General features: G+C 60.6%; 24 protein-coding genes. 18 read left to right on the top strand and 6 right to left on the bottom strand.

Annotated features, from left to right (window positions below; genetic code table 11):
* Nucleotides 1-41 precede the first annotated feature (41 nt).
* Both GN300_RS16740 and GN300_RS16735 read left to right on the top strand, forming a co-directional pair.
* Nucleotides 42-830, top strand: a complete 789-nt coding sequence (locus tag GN300_RS16740; RefSeq protein WP_003945568.1) for a hypothetical protein — start codon at nt 42-44, stop codon at nt 828-830.
* Nucleotides 831-879: 49 nt separating this feature from the next.
* Nucleotides 880-1,494: a hypothetical protein gene (locus tag GN300_RS16735; RefSeq protein ID WP_003945583.1), complete on the top strand. Its 615-nt coding sequence runs from the start codon at nt 880-882 to the stop codon at nt 1,492-1,494.
* 125 nt (nt 1,495-1,619) lie between these two features.
* Here the strand turns inward: GN300_RS16735 and GN300_RS29995 are convergent, their stop codons facing one another.
* Nucleotides 1,620-2,078 (bottom strand): MarR family winged helix-turn-helix transcriptional regulator, encoded by a 459-nt coding sequence (locus GN300_RS29995; RefSeq protein ID WP_176741993.1) that lies wholly within the window; start codon nt 2,076-2,078, stop codon nt 1,620-1,622.
* Nucleotides 2,079-2,140: 62 nt separating this feature from the next.
* Between GN300_RS29995 and GN300_RS16730 the strand changes: the two genes are divergently transcribed.
* The gene (locus GN300_RS16730; protein WP_054827312.1) at nt 2,141-3,016 is read left to right on the top strand and encodes a haloalkane dehalogenase; all 876 of its coding nucleotides are present in this window, start codon (nt 2,141-2,143) and stop codon (nt 3,014-3,016) included.
* A gap of 168 nt (nt 3,017-3,184) precedes the next feature.
* Nucleotides 3,185-3,823: a PAS and ANTAR domain-containing protein gene (locus GN300_RS16725; RefSeq protein ID WP_037132380.1), complete on the top strand. Its 639-nt coding sequence runs from the start codon at nt 3,185-3,187 to the stop codon at nt 3,821-3,823.
* A gap of 139 nt (nt 3,824-3,962) precedes the next feature.
* Here the strand turns inward: GN300_RS16725 and GN300_RS16720 are convergent, their stop codons facing one another.
* A complete protein-coding gene (locus tag GN300_RS16720) occupies nt 3,963-4,109 on the bottom strand; it encodes a hypothetical protein (protein WP_003945804.1) in 147 nt (48 codons plus the stop codon).
* Nucleotides 4,110-4,290: 181 nt separating this feature from the next.
* On the opposite strand from GN300_RS16720, the gene GN300_RS16715 reads away from it, so the two are divergent.
* The 4 genes from GN300_RS16715 (at nt 4,291) to GN300_RS16700 (ending at nt 7,524) form a co-directional block, all read left to right on the top strand.
* Nucleotides 4,291-5,478 carry a zinc-dependent alcohol dehydrogenase gene (locus GN300_RS16715; protein WP_042452468.1) on the top strand — a complete coding sequence of 396 codons (1,188 nt, stop codon included), beginning with the start codon at nt 4,291-4,293 and terminating at the stop codon, nt 5,476-5,478.
* Nucleotides 5,479-5,590: 112 nt separating this feature from the next.
* Nucleotides 5,591-6,118: an SRPBCC family protein gene (locus tag GN300_RS16710; protein WP_042452472.1), complete on the top strand. Its 528-nt coding sequence runs from the start codon at nt 5,591-5,593 to the stop codon at nt 6,116-6,118.
* Nucleotides 6,119-6,169: 51 nt separating this feature from the next.
* Entirely contained in the window at nt 6,170-6,757 is a 588-nt protein-coding gene (locus GN300_RS16705) for a TetR/AcrR family transcriptional regulator (protein WP_007734655.1), read from the top strand.
* Nucleotides 6,754-7,524, top strand: a complete 771-nt coding sequence (locus GN300_RS16700; RefSeq protein ID WP_003945779.1) for a glucose 1-dehydrogenase — start codon at nt 6,754-6,756, stop codon at nt 7,522-7,524. Before GN300_RS16705 ends, GN300_RS16700 begins: the two co-directional genes overlap by 4 nt.
* Before the next feature lie 44 nt (nt 7,525-7,568).
* Here the strand turns inward: GN300_RS16700 and GN300_RS16695 are convergent, their stop codons facing one another.
* Nucleotides 7,569-8,054 carry a hypothetical protein gene (locus tag GN300_RS16695; protein ID WP_063314926.1) on the bottom strand — a complete coding sequence of 162 codons (486 nt, stop codon included), beginning with the start codon at nt 8,052-8,054 and terminating at the stop codon, nt 7,569-7,571.
* Between the two features lie 384 nt (nt 8,055-8,438).
* On the opposite strand from GN300_RS16695, the gene GN300_RS16690 reads away from it, so the two are divergent.
* The 3 genes from GN300_RS16690 to GN300_RS16680 all read left to right on the top strand — a co-directional run bounded on the left by GN300_RS16690 (nt 8,439) and on the right by GN300_RS16680 (nt 13,261).
* A complete protein-coding gene (locus GN300_RS16690) occupies nt 8,439-9,326 on the top strand; it encodes a class I SAM-dependent methyltransferase (RefSeq protein ID WP_047269285.1) in 888 nt (295 codons plus the stop codon).
* 184 nt (nt 9,327-9,510) lie between these two features.
* Nucleotides 9,511-10,917 carry a serine hydrolase gene (locus GN300_RS16685; RefSeq protein WP_063314927.1) on the top strand — a complete coding sequence of 469 codons (1,407 nt, stop codon included), beginning with the start codon at nt 9,511-9,513 and terminating at the stop codon, nt 10,915-10,917.
* A gap of 1,165 nt (nt 10,918-12,082) precedes the next feature.
* Nucleotides 12,083-13,261 carry a glutamate--cysteine ligase gene (locus GN300_RS16680; protein ID WP_054187961.1) on the top strand — a complete coding sequence of 393 codons (1,179 nt, stop codon included), beginning with the start codon at nt 12,083-12,085 and terminating at the stop codon, nt 13,259-13,261.
* Here the strand turns inward: GN300_RS16680 and GN300_RS16675 are convergent.
* Nucleotides 13,255-13,410 (bottom strand): DUF6131 family protein, encoded by a 156-nt coding sequence (locus GN300_RS16675; RefSeq protein ID WP_003945912.1) that lies wholly within the window; start codon nt 13,408-13,410, stop codon nt 13,255-13,257. The two genes, GN300_RS16680 and GN300_RS16675, sit on opposite strands and share 7 nt — an antisense overlap.
* Nucleotides 13,411-13,555: 145 nt before the next feature.
* Between GN300_RS16675 and GN300_RS16670 the strand changes: the two genes are divergently transcribed.
* The 3 genes from GN300_RS16670 to GN300_RS16660 all read left to right on the top strand — a co-directional run bounded on the left by GN300_RS16670 (nt 13,556) and on the right by GN300_RS16660 (nt 16,155).
* Nucleotides 13,556-13,759 carry a hypothetical protein gene (locus GN300_RS16670; RefSeq protein ID WP_003945456.1) on the top strand — a complete coding sequence of 68 codons (204 nt, stop codon included), beginning with the start codon at nt 13,556-13,558 and terminating at the stop codon, nt 13,757-13,759.
* Nucleotides 13,760-13,836: 77 nt separating this feature from the next.
* Nucleotides 13,837-14,919 (top strand): M48 family metallopeptidase, encoded by a 1,083-nt coding sequence (locus GN300_RS16665; protein WP_003945574.1) that lies wholly within the window; start codon nt 13,837-13,839, stop codon nt 14,917-14,919.
* A 201-nt stretch (nt 14,920-15,120) separates the two neighbouring features.
* On the top strand, nt 15,121-16,155 hold the full coding sequence (locus tag GN300_RS16660) for a hypothetical protein (protein WP_007734628.1): 1,035 nt from the start codon (nt 15,121-15,123) through the stop codon (nt 16,153-16,155).
* A 40-nt stretch (nt 16,156-16,195) separates the two neighbouring features.
* On the opposite strand, the gene GN300_RS16655 is transcribed toward GN300_RS16660, so the two are convergent.
* Both GN300_RS16655 and GN300_RS16650 read right to left on the bottom strand, forming a co-directional pair.
* Nucleotides 16,196-17,362: a MinD/ParA family protein gene (locus tag GN300_RS16655; RefSeq protein ID WP_003945525.1), complete on the bottom strand. Its 1,167-nt coding sequence runs from the start codon at nt 17,360-17,362 to the stop codon at nt 16,196-16,198.
* Nucleotides 17,363-17,671: 309 nt separating this feature from the next.
* Entirely contained in the window at nt 17,672-18,379 is a 708-nt protein-coding gene (locus GN300_RS16650; protein WP_063314928.1) for a hypothetical protein, read from the bottom strand.
* Between the two features lie 220 nt (nt 18,380-18,599).
* Here GN300_RS16650 and GN300_RS16645 point away from each other — a divergent pair, with 220 nt between their 5' ends.
* From GN300_RS16645 to GN300_RS16630, 4 genes are all read left to right on the top strand, one after another.
* A complete protein-coding gene (locus GN300_RS16645; protein ID WP_007734626.1) occupies nt 18,600-19,130 on the top strand; it encodes a hypothetical protein in 531 nt (176 codons plus the stop codon).
* 108 nt (nt 19,131-19,238) lie between these two features.
* A complete protein-coding gene (locus GN300_RS16640; RefSeq protein WP_063314929.1) occupies nt 19,239-20,669 on the top strand; it encodes a PepSY domain-containing protein in 1,431 nt (476 codons plus the stop codon).
* A 25-nt stretch (nt 20,670-20,694) separates the two neighbouring features.
* Complete coding sequence (locus tag GN300_RS16635; protein WP_063314930.1) at nt 20,695-21,195, top strand: copper chaperone PCu(A)C; 501 nt, start codon at nt 20,695-20,697, stop codon at nt 21,193-21,195.
* Nucleotides 21,188-22,405 carry a Dyp-type peroxidase gene (locus tag GN300_RS16630; protein WP_063314931.1) on the top strand — a complete coding sequence of 406 codons (1,218 nt, stop codon included), beginning with the start codon at nt 21,188-21,190 and terminating at the stop codon, nt 22,403-22,405. Before GN300_RS16635 ends, GN300_RS16630 begins: the two co-directional genes overlap by 8 nt.
* The last annotated feature ends 21 nt before the right edge of the window (nt 22,406-22,426 follow it).

The raw sequence follows: 22,426 nt of genomic DNA, 5'->3' as shown, positions 1-22,426 counted from the left end.
TCGACGACAGATTGCCACCTCGAAACGGAGTTCACTTGTCCATGCGCACAATACGATTCAGAGCCGCGCTCGCCGTCGTCGCAGCGGGAGTCCTCACTCTCGGGGCGGTGTCAACCGCGACGGCGGCCCCGCTGCCCAATGCGCCGTTCGGGGGCTGGGGAAAATGCCCGATAGCCAATCCGGAGACAAGCACCTGTGTCGATGTCGTCGTCAAAGGCGGCGAAATGAACATCAACGGGCTCAAAGTACCGATTCCTTCCGGCTCGTTGAATATCGCCGGCGGTGTCGCCTATCGCGAGAACCCCGACGCTGAATTCGGGTTCGACCAGATCTTCATTCCTCCCACTGACGGCACCAAAGGCGTCTATTCCACCCCCATCGAGGTACCAGGAGGAATCTTCGGGCTCGGTATACCGTTCCCCGGCGGCTTGACCACCATCAAGGCAACAGTCGAACCGGTCGCGTTGCCAACAGTCGACGCATTCCAACTCGGTGTCACACTTCCGGCAAGATTGAAGATCTCCAACCCCTTGCTGGGCGGCAACTGCTATCTGGGTTCTGCGAGCAACCCGATCATGTTCAAACTCGGAGTGTCCGAAAATGGTGTCCTGGAGGAAGTTCCAGGATTTCCGGATACCGCCGCCGTCAGAAACGTGACGCACGCCGACCAGACGTTCGCGGTACCGGGCGCATCTGGATGTGGACTGTTCGGCGCATTGAATTGGGCAGTCAATCTTCGCGCCAACGTTCCGTCTTCGAGTGGTCACAACTCGTTGACCACCACAAGCGATGTGTTCAACATCGGCGCCGACAGCCTGCGGACGCAGTAGAGCAAGCACCGGCGACTCACGAAGTATCACCGACAACAAGGAGATATCGATGTCCCATGCAGTTCGCCGCACCACCATCGTCACAGCTGCCGCCGCAGCCGCGATTGCGGTCGCAGCCGGCACCGCTCTGGCTTCGACCGTCGTCACTCCAGCGGGTCAAGCCGTGACTGCTTCGAGCAGCAATCTCAGTATCAAGACAGGAACGATCACACTTACCTGCTCCAGTACGACGGGCTCCGGGACCATCCCATCCGCGCCGGGTAATTCCAACACCGGCACCGGCGGAGTCAACGTCAATATCGGCACCCCCAGCCTGACCGGGTGCAAGGCTAACGGCCTACCCGCTGTGGTCACGACCTCCGGCTCCTGGCTATTGAACGTATCGGCAGACACCGGATCGGCTCAGGGATCCCTGGTCATTCCTGCAGGAGGCGCAGTCGTCACGATGCCCGGATCAACATGCACAGTCACCGTCGGGGCCAGCACTGTCGGACCGCTGCCATTCGATATTCCCAACCAGCGCGTCGTGGCAAGCAACACCGGCACCGTGAACTACACACGCACCGGCACCGGACCCGTCTGCCCCGCCGCAGCCACTGGGACGGCAACAATGTCGGGCACACTGCAGTTCGCATCGGCCACACCGATCAACGTGACACCGTGACGATCGACAGCTAGACAATAGGGCTCGTTGGGGGATCGACGCTTCCGTCGCTCCCCCAACGAACGTCCTGTGGACCGGGTCCGCACACGATCGCCTTCGGTTTCGCCACGAAGCGGACCGGCGCATTATCCATCTGCTGCTTCGGTGGCGTCGAGTAACGCGTCAAGGGCGCGGTGGAGCTCGGCGAGTTCCCGCCCTCCGGTTTTCGTCAGCACTTCCGTATTCTTTGCATCCAATTGGCGGACAATGTCTTTAGCGAGCTCTATGACTCGTTTGCCCTCGTCACTGAGATCGAGGCGAACGGCTCGCGCATCGCGTCTATCGCGTTCACTGACAACAAACCCGCTCTTCTCCAACGCTCGCACGAGCTTGGATATGTAGATTCGCTGCAATCCTGTGTGCGCTGAGAGTTCTCGCTGACTCGGCCTCTCCCCCGCACTCACCAGACCATGCAGAGACGCGAGCACTGAATACTGGGCGTGAGTCAACCCCAGGTGCGCGATCGCTCGGTCAACCCCCGCCCGCCAGCGCAAGCCAAGGTGCCACACCAGCGACCCTGTCGTCCATGTTTCTCGATCTTGCATACAAATAGAATACATGGCTACTATCTCAATTAGAGTATATGGAAACTATTTGAGGAGTCGCAATGCCCACAATTCCCGTGCTCGACTCGACCATGGCCTACCGCTCGCGCGGCGAAGGACCACCCTTCGTACTCATCCACGGAAACCCCACATCCTCGCACTTGTGGCGAAACATCCTGCCGCAGATAGGAAATCTGGGCCGCGCACTTGCCCCTGACCTCATCGGAATGGGGCGGTCAGGCAAACCGCCAATCAACTACGGCTTCCTCGACACCGCCCGCTACCTCGACGCCTGGTTCGACCAGATGGAACTCGACGACGTCGTACTCGTCGGACACGACTGGGGCGGGGCACTTGCACTGGACTGGGCTGCCCGCCACCCCGATCGCGTCCGAGGTGTGGCCTTCTTCGAAACGATCCTTCGTCCGATGACCTGGGACGAACACTTCCCGGGAGAGGCACGGGCACGGGTGGAAGCTCTGAGGGACTCCGACACAGGAGAGACGAAGGTACTCGACGAGAACTTCTTTCTCGAAATAGCGCTTCACAGAACGGTTCTCGGTGAAATGACCGAAACCGATGCCGAGGCCTATCGCTCCCCTTATCCGTCACGAGAGAGTCGCCGACCCCTTCTCGAGTGGCCACGATCCTTCCCCATCGAAGGAACTCCCGGTGACGTGAATGCACGTGTGGCGGCGTACAGCGATTGGCTCGCAGAAAGCACCGACGTACCCAAACTTCTTCTCACCTTCAGCGGCCCCGCAGAACTTCTCATGATCGGACCTGACGAAGTCACGTGGAGCCGATCGAATATCGCAAATCTCGAGGTGGAACAGTGCGGTCCCGCAGGACATCTCGCCCCCGAGGATCAGCCTGCGGCCATCGCGGCGGCGATCACCGAATGGACACAGCGGCAACACTGTTTCAACCGCGAGTGACGTGGGACCGTCGCCAAGTACTCTGAGGGCCGGTTTCCCCGACCCATGCGGTAGCGATCCAGACGATGCTCCGAAATATGGGACCGACACCACCTCCGCCGGATTTGTCCGATATAACTAACTGGCGAGTACGCCGGTTGGGACGAGGTCGAGAACGAGGGGGCGTGTGTGGTGAACGAGGACGGGTTGGGGCGAACGTCAGGATCGGGGGCTCCACACCGGGTGGGCGGCTTTCTCTATCACCGCAACGGCGATCGGTGGGAGTGGTCGGACGAAGTTGCACGGATTCACGGATACGAACCCGACCAAGTAGCTCCGACGACAGAATTGATGCTCTCGCACAAGCATCCCGACGACCGAAGACACGTTGCTCAAACACTGCACGCCATCCGCACTTCAGGCGGACCGTTCAGCAGCCGCCACCGCATCATCGACACTGCAGGGGACACTCACTCGGTAATCGTCGTCGGCGACAGCGTCGTGGACGAGTCGGGTGCCGTGGTCGGCAGCTCAGGCTTCTACATCGACGTCACCGAAACCCTCGACAGTACGGTGAAAGCGTCTGTCGACGTGCTGGTCAACGAAATCACCGCTTCTCGCGGAGTAATCGAGCAAGCCAAAGGCATGCTCATGGTGATCTACGGCATTTCGGCCGATCGCGCCTTCGACATCCTCGTGTGGCGTTCTCAAGAGACCAACGTGAAACTCCGGGATGTTGCCGAACAGTTGATAGTTCGAACGCTTGACGACTTCCGGGTCCCGACACTACTGCGGACCCGATTCGATCACGTGCTGTTACAGGGTTGAATGACAACAGGGTTGAGGGATCTGCTTAAGGCGGTTCCCGTGGCTGGCTGCTCAACCTCGAGGAACCTCGCCCGCATTGATTCCGGGACGGTCCGATGCGGCCTATCCCCGTTGTTACCCAACGCGGAGTAAAAGGAAACTACTCGTCGTCAGACTTCTCGTCGGAGGTCTCCTCGACCAGTTCAGGCGCCTGTTCTCGCGTTGCCATTCCCCCGTCGCCGCCCTTGTCCACGGGTCCTGGGTGCCCGCCCTTGGGCGACTGGTCGTTGTCGTCTTTGTCGGTCATGCGATCGTCCTCATCATCTCGTCGTCTCGGTCCTGGAGCCGGCGCAAAGAGACCGGGACCCAGCTCCATCTCAATCTAACGCGCTCAGGACTTCTCGCAACCCTCACCGATTTTGTTTGCATTTCAGTGCTTTCGGGCAGGTGACTGCGAACAGCATTTCCACGATGAGAGGTCGATCCCAGTGCGCGCAGTGACTTGGCAAGGCAAACGGAAAGTAAGCGTCGATACGGTTCCGGACCCGAAGATCGTCGAACCCACCGACGCAATCATCAAGGTCACCACGACGAATATCTGCGGATCCGATCTGCACCTGTACGAGACTCTGGGTGCGTTCATGAATGCCGGCGACATTCTCGGCCATGAACCGATGGGAATCGTCGAAGAAGTCGGTTCGGAAGTCACGAATCTCGAGATAGGTGACCGCGTCGTGATTCCGTTCCAGATCTCGTGTGGCAACTGTTTCATGTGCGATTCGAGCCTCTACACACAGTGCGAGACGACGCAGGTCCGCGATCAGGGAACGGGCGCAGCATTGTTCGGCTTCTCCGAGCTCTACGGCTCGGTGCCCGGCGGGCAGGCTGAGTACCTCCGAGTACCGCAAGCACATTTCACACATATCAAAGTTCCCGAAGGTCCCGCGGATTCGCGATTCGTCTACCTCTCCGACGTGCTCCCCACCGCTTGGCAGTCGGTCGAATACGCCGACATTCCGCCGGGTGGGTCCGTGACAATCCTCGGCCTCGGACCGATCGGTGACATGGCGGCTCGTATCGCCCACCACAAGGGGTTTCGAGTAATCGGTGTGGACCGTGTACCCGAACGCCTTGCGCGCCTTGCCGAACGCGGTATCGAGACCCTCAACCTGGACGACTACGGCAGCAAGATCGGCGATGCCATCAGAGACGCGACAAACGGCCGCGGAACCGATTCGGTGATCGACGCTGTCGGTATGGAAGCGCACGGGTCTCCGATCGGAAAGCTCGCGCAGCAGTTCGTCGGACTCCTTCCCGATGCTCTTGCCGCGCCTGCGATGCGTAACGCAGGAATCGATCGCCTTGGCGCTGTCTATTCGGCCATCGACATCGTTCGGCGCGGCGGAACCATTTCTTTGATCGGTGTCTACGGCGGAATGGTTGATCCGCTGCCGCTGATGACCATGTTCGACAAGCAGATTCAGCTCAGGATGGGCCAGGCGAACGTCAAGAAGTGGGTAGAGGACATCATGCCCCTGCTCACTGACGACGACCCACTCGGCGTCGACACCTTTTCCACCCATCAGCTGCCGCTCGATCAGGCGCCACACGCCTACGAGATCTTCCAGAAGAAGCAGGAAGGCGCGGTCAAGATCCAACTGAAACCGCACCTGTAGTTCAACGCCGATCAGGTCGACGGTTCATCCGCCACGTCCGCATCTTGTTCGCGAAACCACCGATCGTCATACTCACCTCACACACGCTCGACAGAAAGAACCTGAAACCGAAATGGCTCGCGAACTTACCGTCTCCGACAGCATCGTCGTCAGCTCCGACGCGCTTTCCCTCTACGAGGTCATCAGCGATCCCACTCGTATGGGTGCCTGGAGTCCCGAAAACACAGGCGCAACCTTGCGGGGAGACCGCGAAAGCGCTTTCCTGGGCATGGAGTTCGACGGGCACAACAAGCGTGGGCGCGCGCAGTGGACCACGCGATGCACCGTCACCGCTGCCGAGGCCGGGAAGCTCTTCGAATTCCGTGTTCACAAGATCGGCCTCAGTACTCCCCGGATCCCCGCCTCTATCGCAACCTGGCAGTACCGATTCTCGCCGGTGCCCGACGGAACCCGAGTTACCGAAACGTGGACCGACGACAGGCGCGGCTGGCCGGACTTCGCCGCCGACATGTTCGACAAAATTGCCACCGGAGGAAAAACCTTCGCCGATTTTCAGCGCGGCAACATCCGCAAGACGCTCCTGAACCTCAAGAACGCAGTTGAGCAGGAGGTTTCCGGAATCGAAGATAACGTCGGCTGACCGGCCGACACCATTTGTGGCAGTTTCTGCCACTTTTGGTACAGTGCGGATATGGCAACAGCCCGCCGCACTGCACTACTTCTCCGCGTCTCGCAGAGTTGTGCTGCCGCTTTCGTCGAACGCGGCGACACTTCGACGACCATCGCGGAGCTCGCCGAGCGGGCAGAAATCTCCGAGCGAACGTTCTACCGTTGCTTCGCCACCAAAGAGGAGAGCATCTGGCCGATGCTCGACGAGGGAAACCGCAGTCTGGCCACCGCACTCAGCGCGCAAGCCCGCGAATTCGGGCTCGCAGCGGCTGTGAAGAATGCCTTTATCGCATCGGTCGGCGAGTCCTTCGAGCCGATGACCCGGTCACTGATGCCCATCATCTTCGGTGATGCGGCACTCCGGAGAGTTTGGGAATCAGCAACTTTCGAGACGATGGAACTGATTCGCCCAGAAGTCGCACGCCTGATCGACCGTCCGGAAACCTCGCTCGACACCACAGCGGCTTCGGGCCAGGCAACACTTGCGGTAGTCGCCGCACTGCGTGAGATGGCAGACCTCCGGACGCCCGCACCCGAGGCCATCACCCGCGCGCTCGGGGCGTTCTCGAAGCCATATCTCGCAACACCAACAGGTAAGGAACAATCATGACTCAGGATCTCTCCGGAAAAATCGTTCTCGTCACCGGCGGCGCACGCGGCCTGGGCGAGGCGTTTGCCCGCGGCATCGTCGCGGGCAACGGCCGCGTCGTCATCGGCGACCTACTCGACGACGACGGTCGAGCAGTGGCCGAATCTCTCGGCGACGCAGCGCGTTACGTTCACCTCGACGTCACCGATCCAGCGTCTTGGAAGTCCGCCGCCGAGTACGCGGTATCCGAGTTCGGCGCGATCAACGGTTTGGTCAACAACGCCGGAATCTCGGCGTCCGGCCAGACAGTCGCCGAGGAACCACTCGAGACGTTCCAGCGCATCATCCAGATCAACCTGGTGTCCGTGCACACCGGTATCCACACGGTAGTGCCGTTCATGAAGGCAGCCGGCGGCGGATCCATCGTGAACATCTCCTCGGCCGCCGGCCTGATGGGCATGGCTCTGACCAGCGGTTACGGCGCAGCCAAGTGGGGCGTGCGTGGGCTGAGCAAGATCGCCGCCGTCGAACTCGGTCGCGACAAGATCCGGGTCAACTCGGTTCACCCCGGCATGGTCCTGACGCCCATGACTGCACCGACGGGTATCAGCCTCGAAGAGGGCGCATTCCCCAACAATCCGTATCGCCGTGTCGGTCGCCCGGAGGAGTTGGTCGGCGCGGTCACCTACCTGCTTTCCGACGATGCCTCGTACACAACGGGTTCCGAGATCGCCGTCGACGGCGGTTGGACTGCCGGCCCGTCGATCGAATACATCGCCGGCCAGTAAGGCAGGGATCCGTTCCCGCCCGAATCTGCGCATTCCGAACGCCCTCAGGTGAATACCAAACTCTCTCTGATTGCATTCGGAGAAGACAACTTTCGCAGTCGCTGCAGCGCCCGATGCAGGTCGAGCGACACCTCGTCTGTCGTACGGGCAAGCGACGTTGCGGTCGCCTTTGTATCGAGCCCGACGATCAGCCGCAACACCAGGACATCGCGTTCGACAATCGGGAGCGTTGTCGGAGGCGGGAGCGATCCACCGCTGAACCCGTCGGATGCCGCCCGAGCAATCGCGATGCTTGTACTCGCGTACAGCACGCGTAGAAAAGGCTGATACGTCTCCGATCCGTCGCACACTGCCGTGAGAACGGCGACGCACGCGGCATCCGCGGCGGAATCGGAAACGGCCCGATCAAGCTCGGCGCGGCACCGCAGCACAACCATCGGACGAAACGCCGCATACAAACTGGCCATAAACTCACGGCTACCGCTCCGCGCCGCGGCGGCCAATACATCCAGCGAGCCTTCCTGCAACATGGGCTCACATCTCTCTTTCTCGACGGGACATTCGTTGTGCGGTCCGAGAGATCAGCTGGAACCGAACGGTCCCACGAAGTGGTTCCGGCGGATGGTCATGCCACGATCAATCCCCTGCCCGAAGGATTCTCGAGGCTCTCTCTCAGCCCTGAGGCACACCCCAGTGAAGTCCTGCATCCTTGCCGCTCACTGGCACTGACCTGGCAAATTCCTGGCAGGATGCTGATTCAAACCGAACGCCTTGCACTGCAGAATTTTTCGATCCGGTCAGCGTGTATTTGCTGCTCCAAGTCCGACCGTTCCGTTCCAGGCGACGAGGGGTCACACGGGCGTAGGGTCGAGAGAGTTCGGCTCAGTCGTCAAGAGCGGAAGGACACCCAGACAATGCGGAGCGATGGAGATACGTGGGACATCGTCAGTAGCGTCGGACTTACCGCGCTGGCAGTGGCAACGTTCCGAGCACTGGAGAGCACCCGTCCGGACGCGATCATCGAAGACAAGTTCGCATCGTGGTTCGTAGAAGCTGCAGCCGAGCCGCATTTCACAGCTCTTCTGAAAGATCCCACGCTCCTCGAGGACACCCCCTTCGGCGGTTTCATGGGGTTGCGAACCAGGTTCTTCGACGAATTCTTCTCGTCGTCAACCGAATCCGGAGTAAGGCAGGCGGTAATCGTTGCAGCAGGGTTGGATTCGCGTGCGTACCGGCTGGATTGGAGCTCAGGATCGACGGTATTCGAAGTGGATCAGCCAAAGGTGCTGGAGTTCAAAGCCGAAGTGCTCGCTGCGCACGACGCCCAGCCGAAGACCGATAGACGCACTGTGCCTACTGATCTGCGAAACGACTGGCCGGCCGCACTCGAGGAGGCTGGTTTCGACCCGAACGAACCCACAGCCTGGTCGGCGGAAGGCCTGCTCGCCTATCTCCCCGGCCCGGCCCACGACGCCCTGTTCGAGCGGATCGACGAACTCTCGGCCACCGGTAGTCGCTTGGCGGTGAACGACTTTCCGGCCGGAACCGACCCGAGCAAGCTTGCGGCCATCAGATCCAAGTACTTCGCCAAGGACCCGTTCGGAGACCTGGACATTTCGCAACTGTTCTACAGCGACAAGCGATCCGATCCGGGCCAGTGGTTGGCTGAACACAATTGGACTGTCCGACGCTTCAGCTCGGTCGAGTTGGCAGAACTGTACGATCGTCGGATCCCCGAACTCCCCGAAGAAATCGCAGCGCTGTCAACGCAACCGTCCTTTTTGGCCGCGACCAAGAACTAGCTCTCGCAGTCATCACGAAAGTTCTTCGAGTGCAGCCTTTCTCCCATTTGTCCAGCGGCAAGGCGCGTGTCACCACTACAAGTGGTTGACGGTACTCCAGGATGAAGCGATTCAGTACCTCAGGCTGAGTATGTCTACACCTCAGACGGACGCGCGCCGAAGAAGATGCTGATGAAATAAGTCCATGAATCTCGAACACACACGCAGGAAAGGCCGCCCGCTCGCGCTGGTAGCACTTGCCTCCGCAGCGGTATTCGCCCTCGCCGCATGTACTTCCGGGACTGATTCCGCACAAACCTCTGAAAACAGCACAAAGACCTCCCCCACCGCGGCACCCGCTACGGTCACGATCCCTGACAGCTCCGTCGGCAAGCAGATCACCTGGCTTCTCAGTGCGTTCAACACGAGCACGCCGTTGACCCAGGAAGAAATCGCCGAACACTTCGGGCCCACTGCACCCGTCGTCCTGACACCTCCGGACTTCGACTCCATCCGAGCCGGACAGCCTTGGACAACAGTGAAGTACAAGGGAGGCGACTCCGACGGCACAGTTTCCATCACCAGCACCACCGGCGGTGCGTTCGACGTCAACGTCGTCGTCGACGGCAACGGGCTGATCCTCGGAATGGCGATCACACCGACCAAGGACGTTCATGTGCCGGCCGCATCTTGGCAAGAACTCGAGGCAGCTGTCAAAGCGCTTCCCGCGCCGACCAATCTGACCGTCACCGAGGTCACCGAAGGAAAGAACGCCGAAGTCTTCAGTGTCGGCGACACCTCACCACAGCCCACAGGGTCAACGATCAAGCTGTACGTTCTCGGCGCGGTCGCGACGGCCGTCCAGAACGGGACACTCTCCTGGGATCAGAAGCTCACCATCACCGACGACCTCAAATCGATGCCCGGCGGGACCATGCAGGACCTGCCATCGGGAACTGGAGTCACGGTCCGAGATACCGCCGGCAAGATGATCTCGATCAGCGACAACACCGCCACCGACATGCTGATCGCTGCTGTCGGGCGCGAGCAGGTAGAAGCCGAATTCGCCCCGATGGGCATGGCAAATCCTTCGCTCAACATCCCGCTCAAGCCGACCCGCGCACTGTTCCAACTCGGCTGGGGTGACCAAGGCGCACAACGTATCGCTTGGCGCGACGGAACTCCGGACGAGCGTCGAGCGATACTCGCGGCACTACCTGGCGGCCTGGTGGACATCCCGGCGTCAGCATTCACCACCCCCGCTTGGCCTTTCGACATCGATTGGTTCGCCTCGCCCGCCGACCTGCGTGCCGCGTTGGTCACGTTGCAAGAGAAGGCGAAGACCGAGAGCGGCGCACCGGTTCGAGACATTCTCGCCGAGGATCCGGCGCTCAGCGACGAGTCCGCGAAATGGTTCACTTACGGCGGATTCAAGGGCGGCAGTTCCATCGGGGTCCTCGCGGGTGCCTATTACGTGGAACACGACGATCGTGCCTGGGTTGTCACCATGCAAACTCATGGTGACGACGCTGCACTGGTTGCCGACCCGGCTCTGTACTTCGATCCGGTCGACGACGCGATGCTCTTGATCCAGACGGATGCAACCAGTTAGTGCCCAGTGGCGGGCCGAAACCACGCACGCCGATTCATTGCCTTCGCCGATGAAGGCGCCGGATACAGAGAAGCCGCTGCACATCCAGTGTCATCCGGATGCACAGCGGCTTCGCTAAGTCTTAGCCCGTGGGGGTCTCGGTCTCGTCCGACGAGAATCCGTCGAAGAATGCGATGACCTTCTGAAGAAGTGCCGCGATGTCGAAATCTTCCAAGCTACCCATTGCGTTCGTCCTTTCGTTTAACACTGAGGATGAATCGTGCATCTTGCAATTTCCAATGTAAAGCATGAAAAGCATTATTTCTCGACCGCGCGACACTTCGGTTGCAAATACGTCACTCAGCAAGATATGGGCAAATCACCGGAAATAACAGCTCCCACCCGCAATATTTCGGTCTTCCGCAACCCGCTTATTTCCCCAATTCGCAAGTGGGTAAATCTTGAGAAAAATTTCCCGGCGCGTCGATCACGAAAGATATTCCTGGTGAAACTCTCAATCCAAGAACACAAAGACAGAGGAAGCTCCGACACAGCTGACACGCAGTTTTGCCCGCCTTCAAGAGTCGTCATCCACGCACATAGTGGACACTCGTCTGCGATAACGAACCGGTAGCAACACAATCCCAGGCACTTTCTCCCATCTTCTGAATTTTACCCATGACCACTGAAGATTTGCGCTGGTGAAACGCAATACCAGTTCGAAAGTTCCACAACTTCTCCGGATGCTGTGCACGCGATTAACTGATCAATTATCTGTTGACTCACCGAACCCACACACTCCGCCAGAACGTCACATCCGAATGCTGGACGTTAGTTTAGATGGGTTCGTATTCTCGGAATCTGCTCGATAACGGCGGCCCCACGGATAAAACCGAGACTGCACCACCGCAGGCCGCCAGGTCATGATCCGCGACTCGGCGAAGGGTGTGCGGACAAGTCCACACGAGGGTGAAATAGGGGGTGAGACATGCCTTGGGGTCTCGTTTTACCGAGTCCGACACAGTACGTTTTCCCAGGCACGCCAGTCCCCAGATTCATACGGTGTGCAAGGACTCGTTGACGCTTCCGAGATGTTGGCAAGGCCGACCACAGGCCCCGTTCTCCCGACGAGAACGGGGCTTCCTCGGGTCGGTTTCCGCCTTCGACCGACCGGGTAGACGCGAGCATGGGCGCCACCTGCTCGACCGAATCCACCGCTGGCCGCCACGAATCGACGACCCCGACCGTCGGCGTCGAAGAAGAATTCATCCTCGTCGACCCGACCTCCTGGTTGCCGTCCACCGACAATGCTGCGGTTGCGGAAACCGCGTCGACACTGGGATTGGATCTTCAGCTCGAGTTGTCCCGCTGCCAAGTCGAGACCAACTCTCCCGTGTGCCATGGCATCGACGAACTCCGAACCCACTTGACCGACATGCGTCGGCTCGCGGCAAAAGCTGCCGAGTTGAACGGCTGCAGGCTGTTGGCCGTCGGCGCACCGCTTTCGGGGCCTTCGCGTTTCGAGATCAGCGACTCGCCTCGTTACCGCCGGATGGGCGAACGCTTCGGCGCCCTCGCTGCCGAACAAAGCATCTGCGGTTGCCACATACATGTGGGCGTCGCTGATCAAGTACAGGCCGTGCAGGTCTGCAATCACGTGCGCATCTGGTTGCCCGCCTTGTTGGCACTGAGCGCCAATTCCCGTGTCCACCAAGGAGTCGACACCGACTTCGCGAGTTGGCGGGCGATCCAATGGTCCAGGTGGCCAGTCGCCGGGCCGCCGCCGTACTTCGAGACCACCGGGGACTTCGACACCGCGGTTGCGAAGATGGTGGATTGCGGCGTGATGCTCGACAAGCGGATGGCCTACTGGGATATCCGACCTTCCTGCCACCTACCGACCGTCGAGATCCGAGTCTGCGACGTTCAGCCGACAGCAGAGGATGCAGCGCTACTTGCAACCCTTGGACGGGCTCTGGTGGCAACTGCGTTACGCGCGATAGACCGGGGCATCGAGGCTCCGAACATTTCCCTCGAGAGCCTCCGCCTCGCAACCTGGGTATCCGCGAAGGAAGGCGTCCTGGGAGCGTCGATCGATCCGATTACCTCACAAAGAATTTCAGCCACCGAACTGTTGCACCGGCTCCTGATCCATGTCCGTGACTCCCTAGACGAGGGAGGCGAGTACGCGAGCGTGGAGTCGGCGCTGCAGCTCAAGTCAGTCACAGGCAACGGCAGCGACTGGCAACAGCGAACGCTGCGCCAGGTCTGCCTTCGGGAACTGATTGCGCGTGCCGTTCAGCGCACCGTACCGACCGCGCCGACTGGCACGGATACGCACGACGAGCCGACAACGGATCAGTAGTAATGCCGCCGACCACCGATGGCGTGCCCGGCCGCGCCAAGCGCGTACAGGATGATTCCGATCACCAGCAAGACGACACCAATCGTCCACAGGATCGGAATGTTCACCACGAAACCGATTATCAGCAGGATCACGCCGAGGATGATCATCACAAGCTCCTTCAGTGCGTTCACTCGGGCGGATACGCCCGCCTCGAGCCGCATACACCGTGGATACCCGTCGGCACAGCGTTTCATACCCACTCTGACCGGGTATTTCGCTGGGCACCATAATATTTGAAGAATCGAGCCCGCCATGATGAGAATTGTGACTCTGATCGTTCTGATCTGGCTGATAGTCGGGGCCGTCGCGGCCGGCCAACGCGGCTACTACAGCAGTTCGCCGACCAACTGCGCCGGCGTCGGGACCATCGCGCTCACGGTCATCGCGGGTCCGCTGAACTACTTCGGCGTCAACCCCAAAGTCACCGATTGCACGCTCCCCCAGCCCACCGAGTGAGCTGCCGGAAATCCACGCTAAACCGACTAGTCGTTACCCTGGAGGTGAGTCGACACACATCGAAGTGAGGGGCCACCATGACCACTGCACCAGATCGCACCCGAATCGAGTTCCCGGACATCAGCTCGCGTGCGTGGGAACACCCAGCCGATCGGGCTGCATTGGTGACGCTCCGGACGCTTCGGGGGTTCGACACTGTTCTGCGGACGCTGTCCGGACTGCTCCAAGAACGTCAGCACCGCCTCATGTACCTCGCCACGTCGGTGCGAGTCGACGAACGCCAGTTCAGCGACCTGAACGACCTGCGCCGTGACTGCGTCGAGATCCTGCAGGCCGACGAGACACCCGAGCTGTTCGTACTCCAGACCCCGATGGTCAACGCCTTCACCATCGGCATGGACAAGCCGTTCATGGTGGTCACTACCGGCCTATTGGACGTGATGAACTACGAGGAACAGCGGTTCATCATCGGCCACGAACTTGGCCACGCGCTGTCCGGTCATGCTGTGTATCGGACCATCCTGATGCATTTGATGCGACTGGCCGGAACCATCGGATGGCTGCCCGTCGGCGGATGGGCATTGCGCGCGATCATCGCCGCCCTCATGGAATGGCAGCGCAAGTCAGAACTGTCCGGTGATCGTGCCGGACTGTTGTGCGGGCAGGACGTACACACCGCGATTCGCGTCCAGATGAAATTGGCGGGCGGATCCCGAGTCAGTGAAATCGACATCGACGCGTTTCTTGCCCAGGCCGCCGAGTACGACGCCAGCGGCGACCTCCGCGACGGTGTACTCAAGCTCCTCAACATCGAACTGCTCTCTCACCCGTTCTCGGTGCTTCGCGCCGCCGAGCTCAAGAAGTGGGTGGACAGCGGAGACTACGCCGCGATTCTGCGCGGAAACTACCCCCGTCGCGGCGATGACGACGGAGCGAAGATCAGCGACGAGTTCAAGAATGCAGCCAAGACCTACAAGCAGAACTTCGACGAGTCGGAGGACCCTTTGATCCGCATGGTGCGCGACATCGGTAGCGGGTTGGGCGGTGCGGTGGGCGCCGTGGGGAATGGCGTCGGCGATGTAGCGTCGGACATCAAAGAACGATTCACCCACTGGCGCAAGAGTTCCGACAGGTCGAAGGGCACTGACGACGCCGAGTAAGCAGAATCGGGACCTGCCGCCGAAGGCAGTCGGCGGCAGGTCCCGGGCTCTTGGCGTGAAGATGATGCAGGCTTCCCTCTGCACCACCCTCACGTTCACAGACAGTACCAGCAGTCGAACAAACGTGCGAACTGAAAGCGGTCGTGTCGAATCACCGGTTGTCGGGTACGCGGCATAGGACCACTACAGAAGGGAGCCGACATGCATGCTGGGCGACTGAAGAAGGTCGGTTCGAGTGACGGCCCGTTTGCCTCCGTGTACTTCGAAGACGTCCGTAACCGGGAAGATGCGCGCGAGCGCTTCGAACTCGAATGGCGCTCGATGCGCAATCAACTCACGAAACAGGGAGCATCGGAATCGCTGATCGCACGACTGGACGAGGTGAAGGACAACCATCACGGCATCTCAGGTCGCGCCGGACGCGCGATCGTCGCCACTTCCGAGGCAGTACTGATCGACGATATTCTGCTCGAACCTGCCGGCTCCACTATCGCGACCTTGGGCGAACTGCCCTACCTGATTCCACTGATCGCACACGGATACGACACCGAACCGTTCCTCATCGCCAAGGTCGACCACACCGGCGCGGACCTGTGCGTGCGCGATGCTCGCGGGCGTGACGTGTACGGCGAAACGGTAGACGGAGACGGCTTCCCGGTCCACAAGGCACACGTGGGCGGTCAGGAGCGATACACCGACAGCCAAAGCCTCGTGGAGGAGAATATCCGGAAGAACCTGACTCAGGCTGTGGAGCGCGCGGCGGCGCTCGCCCGTGAACACAAGGTCGCGCTGGTGGTTGTCATCGGAGAAGTACAATCCCGCAAAGCTTTTGCACAGCTTTTGCCGTCGACGCTACGGGTGGTGGACGTCGAAAAGGGTTCGCGTTCAGTCGGTTCGACACCCGCCGAGGTGTCCAAGTCGATTCGTGAACTGATCGACACGCAGCGACTGCGCAGAATGGATGTGGAAACCGAACGCTACGTCGCCGAGCAGGGCCGGGACTCCGGCCTCTCCATCGACGGGACCGCACGCGTCCTCGACGCCCTCGAACAGGGCAAGGTCGAGACGCTGCTGCTCACCGATCCTGACGACAAGGAAGTCACCAGTGGAGAGTTGATCGGGCCCGCCGATCGCGTACTCCCCTACATCGCAATCGGGACCGGCACCGAGTTGGTACAGATCGACGAACGCCTCGTTCTCGCCGACGGATACGGCGCGATACTTCGACACCCTTGAACGCCGGAGCCTGCTGATCAGATTCGGTGGCGAGCACGTTCTATCGAGAAGCGTGCTTGCCCACCGAGTCCGGGAACCCATCGGCAATTGCTGCGACGAGTTCCAGATATGCCCGTGCCGTGCGCTTGTTCAACAACTTCAAGTCGATCGGACCGCCTTCGCCCAGGTGATCGTCGTAGGGCAACGTCTTGACCGCTCGCACTCCACGCTGAGCGAAAACGTCCTCGAGTTGATCGAGGTCGAGCGAAGACGAACCCGGCCGCGTCGAATTGATCGCCACGACCGACCTGCTCACCAGATCTGCGTATCCGTGCTTGGTCAGCCAACTGAGCGTTGCTGCAGCACTACGGGCACCATCCTGAGCCGTCGGGCTGACGACAACCAAAGCATCTGCTTCGTCGAGAATTCCGTACATGGCCGAGTGCATGATTCCGGTGCCACAGTCGGTGATGACGATGTTGTAGTGCACCTCGAGAATTCGGAGAGTATCGAGGTAGTCCTGCTCGTTGAACGACTCCGAAGTTTCCGGATCTGCCTCACTCGCAAGGATTTCGAGTCGGCTGTCGCCTTGCGAGGTGTAGTAGCGAACATCGCTGTACGTACGAATGTCACCGTCGGCCAACAGATCACGAACGGTCAGGTGATGTTCACGTCGTTCGCGATCAGCCAGAGTCCCCAGGTCGGGATTGGCGTCGATGGCTACGATTCGATCCCCACGGATCGATGCGAACGTCGAACCGACAGTTTTGGCCGCCGTGGTTTTCCCCACTCCACCCTTGAGTGAGATGAAAGCAATCTTGTACACGCCGCGCACCGTTCGGTTGGCACGGCGCACGAGAGCCTGGTGTTCGAGTTCGGCAGCCGACTGCCCGGTGTTGATCCGGCCCCCGGTGAGTTTGAACAACACACTGCCCAAACCGCGTTCGGGTGGACGCTTCGCCCGCTTGATGATGTCCAGGTCGTCGACGGAGGTCATAGGCCTGGGCGTCGAGGTCCGGAAATCGGTCGGCTCTTCACGACGTTGCTGGCGCATCCGCTGACTGGGCAACGGTTTTGCTGCAGGCTCGTCGAATTGTGGTGTGAAGGTGACGGTTCGAATCGACGTTGCATAGCCGTCGTCGGACGCGTCGAAATGGCCGTCGCCCTGAGTCGTTCCGGAGTTGTTCCCCAGGACTCCGTTATTCGAACCGTTGTTATCGCTGCGCACCGTTTTCCTAGGTCGAGTTCGGAATCATTTCGGACATAGCCTCTCGGACGCTATCACTCTGGCGGGCTTGCCGTTCTCTGCTCAATACCGTCGTGGCACAACAGACCGTTACACCCGCACTTCGATGACTTTGGTCCCCAAGCTTGTGCCGATCTCAGCAAATACGAACGTCGTAACGATATGCGGCACAGATATCTTCATCTGCCGCTAGAAACAGCCTTCCGCAATGTCAGGGCAAATCCCTTGGTAACAAACGAGAAAAGGGAGGGCGATCGCCTCGGCGATCACCCTCCCTTCATGGACAAGTGTTCAGCTGCTGCAGAATTCCGAACTACCGAGACTTCCGAAAATCGTCGACAGATCCACACTTCCGAACGAACTGCCCGTATCGCAGCCGTCGGCAGTGAGCGCGAAGTCGACACCGGTGACGTCATTCGTGCTCAGATTCACCGGAATTGCTGCTGGATCGGCACCGCATCCGCTGCCGGGAACCACTTCTACGGAATAGCCGTCCTTGGCCGGCTTGTACTGAAAGAAGTAGTCACCGGAATCATCCGTCGTTGTCGTCGCGATTTGCGTGCCGGCATCGAGGAGATTCAACGTCACGTCAGACGCGCCGACCGCGTCAGCACCCGGACACCCAGTGACAGTTCCGACGATGCTGAACACCTTCACCAACTCGAAGTCGATCCCGGTCGCGTCGGACGTCGTCAGATCTACCGCCGTCCTGTCGGGTACGGATCCGCATCCAGCCGGCGAGTATGGACTGACCGTGTAATTGCCCGGAGGAACGTTCGTGATCGTGTATGCGCCACCCACCCCGACAGTGGCCGAGGATATCTGCGTCGAGCCATCCCATACGACCATCCATATCCCGACCGGATCGCCAGTATCGCTACACGAGTTGACAAGGGTGCCCGACACGGAGCGTGTGACCGGGTCCGCCGAGGCCACCGAAGACAGGAAGAGACCGAACGCACCCATCAGGGCGAATATCGCAAAGAATCGACGCCTCATGAAACTCTCCTATGTGTTTGCCCTGCCGTCGACCCGTTGCCGGCGACCAGAGCCAAGTCTGGCACCGGAAAATGACCGTCACGTTTGTTTCACCCGGTCCTCGGCAAAGTTTGGCGAATCGGACAAATCTCCCACCTAGCGCGTTCGTCGGTCGGCCACCGAAACGATCCCGACCGATCACCTACTAAGCCCGGTAGTAGGCGCCTGTATCCTTTCGCGTATGACGCCGGGTCCGAAAGATGTCGCGCAGCTGCGCGGTGCTTTCGTGGGCGGCACCTCCGGCGCAGTTTCCGTCGCAGCCCACGCGCTCGGTGGCGGCGGCATGGCCCCGTCCGAAAGCGCTGTCGTGTTGCTGATCCTCGCCTGCGCGAGCGTCGGCGCGGTGGTCACGTCCATCGACACCCGTCGCTCCCCCGCGCTCTTGCTCGCCCTCATGCTCGCTGCGGGTCAGGCCATCGGTCACGCGACGTTGACCATCGCTTCGGATCATCAACACGGCCTGCTCCTGTCCCTTCCGATGCTCGCAGCACACATCGCTGCCGTCGGAGTGTGCGCAGTGCTGATCCGCGGCGCAGAACGCGGATACGTCGTGGCCGCATCGACGGTAGCGGCAATCGTCGCCGTTCTATTGCGCCCGTGGGCAGCTGAACCGTCGCCGTTCGCTGCACGTACTCGATACCGCGCCAAAGTTGTTCTACGTCAACTTCTCACCTCTGGCCTGGGCACTCGCGGCCCACCGGCATTCGTGTAACTCACCTCCCCTTTCCTTTCACGCACGTGATTACGTGCGCCACTTTGCTGTGCGCCTTTATTAACCGCCCGCGGTTAATAAAGGCGCACAGCGGGATCGAGTACACGCATGTCCGCACCCGAATTGGAGCGCGCACAGACGCGCGCGTCCAACGACAGTTCTCCCCCGAAGAAGCAGGTCGGCGGCGCCAGACCACTGATCCTGCGTCTGCACTTCTACGCCGGCGTCCTGATCGGACCGTTCATCCTCATCGCCGCTTTGAGCGGTGGCCTCTACGCGATGGCACCCACCATCGAGAAGTTCGTTTACAGCGACTACCTCCAGACCGACACCACCGGACAGATCGCGTCACTGAACGACCAGATCCGTTCCGCTCAGCAGTACCGCCCCGACTTGACGGTCTCGGCAGTACGTCCGTCCCCTGCTGCCGGCGAAACCACCCGAGTCCTGTTCACCGATCCGTCACTGGGCGAATCGGAGAGGCTCGCCGTGTTCGTCGATCCGGTGCTCGCACAGCCGGTCGGCGAGTTGGCGGTCTACGGAAGCAGTGGTTCGCTGCCACTGCGAACCTGGATCTCCCAACTGCATCGCCACCTTCATCTGGGCGAACCCGGCCGCCTCTACAGCGAATTGGCCGCGTCGTGGATGTGGGTGGTCGCACTCGGCGGTGTCTACCTCTGGTTCCGTCGTTACCGCACCGCCCGGAACGCTCGACTGCTCACGATCGACCGAGCATCCACCGGACGAAGCCGGACCCTGAACTGGCACGGTGTCGTCGGCATCTGGATAGCAGTTGCATTGGTCTTCCTCTCGGCGACCGGCCTCACGTGGTCGACCTACGCCGGAGAGAACGTCAGCAATCTGAGAACCGCGTTGAGTTGGACGACGCCCTCAGTTGTGAAAACTCTCGGCGACGCTCCCCCTCCGGCGACAGGCGGGCACGAGGGTCACGACATGGCCCCTGCCGCCACCGGCACGCTGACGGACACCAACGTCGGACGCGTCGACACCGTCCTCGGTATCGCCAGGTACAACGGGATCACCGGTCCTGTCGAAGTATCGATACCCGCGAACGCCGAGACGGCGTTCACCGTCGCCCAGACACGTCAGCCCTGGGTGTACAGCAACAACACCATCGCAATCGACGGAGCGACGCAAAAGGTCACCGACGAGTTGTGGTTCTCGGATTGGCCACTCGCAGCCAAACTTTCGGCCTGGGGAATCCAACTCCACATGGGCCTGCTGTTCGGTCTTGCCAACCAGATCGCACTCGCCGCACTGGCACTCGCACTGGTCAGCGTGGTCATTCGGGGCTACATCATGTGGTGGCGCCGACGCCCCACTCGTGGCTCCGACTGGGCAGTCGGCCGGGTTCCTGCCCGCGGCGGAATCCGCAACCTCTCCCCGGTCGGCCTCGTTGCGCTCGTCGCGATCACGGCGTTGGTCGGTTGGTTCGTTCCGCTACTCGGCATCAGCCTTCTCGCATTCCTGCTGATCGACCTGTGCCTTGCGGCGTTCAAACGCCGTGCCACCACCTGACACTTCACGAATTACGGAGACACACATGACTGTTCGCACAAAGATATTCGCAGCTGTTGCACTGTCCGCAGCTCTCGCCCTGACCGGCTGTTCTTCCAACTCCGACAAGGAAACCGAAGCTGCACAATCCATCACAGTTCAGGATCAATGGGTCAAGGCCGCGCAGGAAGGAATGAGCGCGGCGTTCGCCGAACTCGTCAACTCCAGTGACAAGGACGTACGCGTGGTCTCGGCCACCAGCCCCGCGTCGTCTCGACTCGAACTGCACGAAGTCGTGACCGGCGACGGCGGAACGATGACGATGCGTCCCAAGGACGGCGGTTTCCTGGTCCCTGCCAACGGGTCCGCCTCCCTCACCCCGGGCGGTGACCACCTCATGTTCATGGACCTGTCCGCGCCGCTGCTCCCAGGCGCAGAAACCGACCTCACCTTGATCTACGACGACGGTTCCAGCACCACGTTCACAGCCCAGATTCGCGACTTCTCCGGTAATCAGGAGAACTACGACCCGAATCACGGTGGCTGAGAACACGAACCCGCCCAGCCGAGCAGTCAGTCGGCGGCGCCTTCTCGGAGGAGGCGCCGCCGCGCTCGGCGTGGCGGGAATAACCTGGGGCGCAACCACAGTGGTCGAGCGCAGCCAACAGGAGCAGCAAGCAGGCAAGCTGGTGGAACCGTTCTACGGAGTCCACCAAGCCGGCATCGACACCACGCCGCAAGCGCACGGCACCTTCATCGGGTTCGACCTCTTGCCTGGAACCGATCGAGCAGTCGTCGTCGGAATCATGAAGATGTGGTCCGAGGATGCGTCACGGCTCACCGCGGGCAACCCGGCGTTGGCGGACACCGAACGGGAACTGGCTGTGGATCCGGCACGCTTGACGGTGACCGTCGGCTACGGTCCTGGCCTGTTCACCAAGCTGGGATTGCAAGCACGTCAACCGGACTGGTTCGAGCCGTTGCCGAGCTACGAGATCGACCGACTTGACGACCGATGGGGCGGGTCGGACCTGTTGCTGCAGATTTGTGGCGACGATCCGGTGACCATTGCTCATGCTGTGCGAGTTCTGACCAAGAACGTCCGATCACTGACGACAATCCGGTGGACACAAAAGGGATTCCGCAACGCTCGCGGCACCACGCCCGAGGGAACCACGATGCGCAATCTCATGGGCCAAGTGGACGGGACGGTCAATCCTGCTCCGGGAACAGTGGATTTCGATTCACTGATCTGGCACGACGGCGCCGGTCAACCGTGGCTGGCGGGCGGAACCTCGTTGGTACTGCGACGCATTCGCATGGAAATGGATACCTGGGACGAACTCGACCGTTCGGGGCGCGAACTCACGATGGGGCGCACGTTGTCCAATGGCGCTCCGCTCAACGGAACCAACGAATTCGACGAAGCGGATTTCACACTCACGGACAAGTTCGGGATTCCGGTGATCCCGCCAGGATCACACATCGCGCGAGCCCACCAGACGCATGAGAAGGAGCAGTTCTTCCGTCGGGCATACAACTACGACGACGCACCCGAGAGCGGGCAGACCTCGAATTCGGGATTGATCTTCGCAGCATTCCAACGGGACATCGCCGAGCAATATCTACCGGTCCAACAGCGATTGAGTGACTTCGACGCACTCAACGAGTGGACGACGCCGATCGGTTCTGCGGTGTATCTCATTCCGCCGGGATGCACCGAGAACGACTATCTGGGAAGCGGATTGCTCGGCTGACAACCCCGGGCAACGATATTG

The sequence above is a fragment of the Rhodococcus sp. Ni2 genome (genome assembly GCF_021352185.1).
Lineage (GTDB): Bacteria > Actinomycetota > Actinomycetes > Mycobacteriales > Mycobacteriaceae > Rhodococcus_F > Rhodococcus_F qingshengii.
This window is presented reverse-complemented; position numbering and strand designations above follow the sequence as displayed.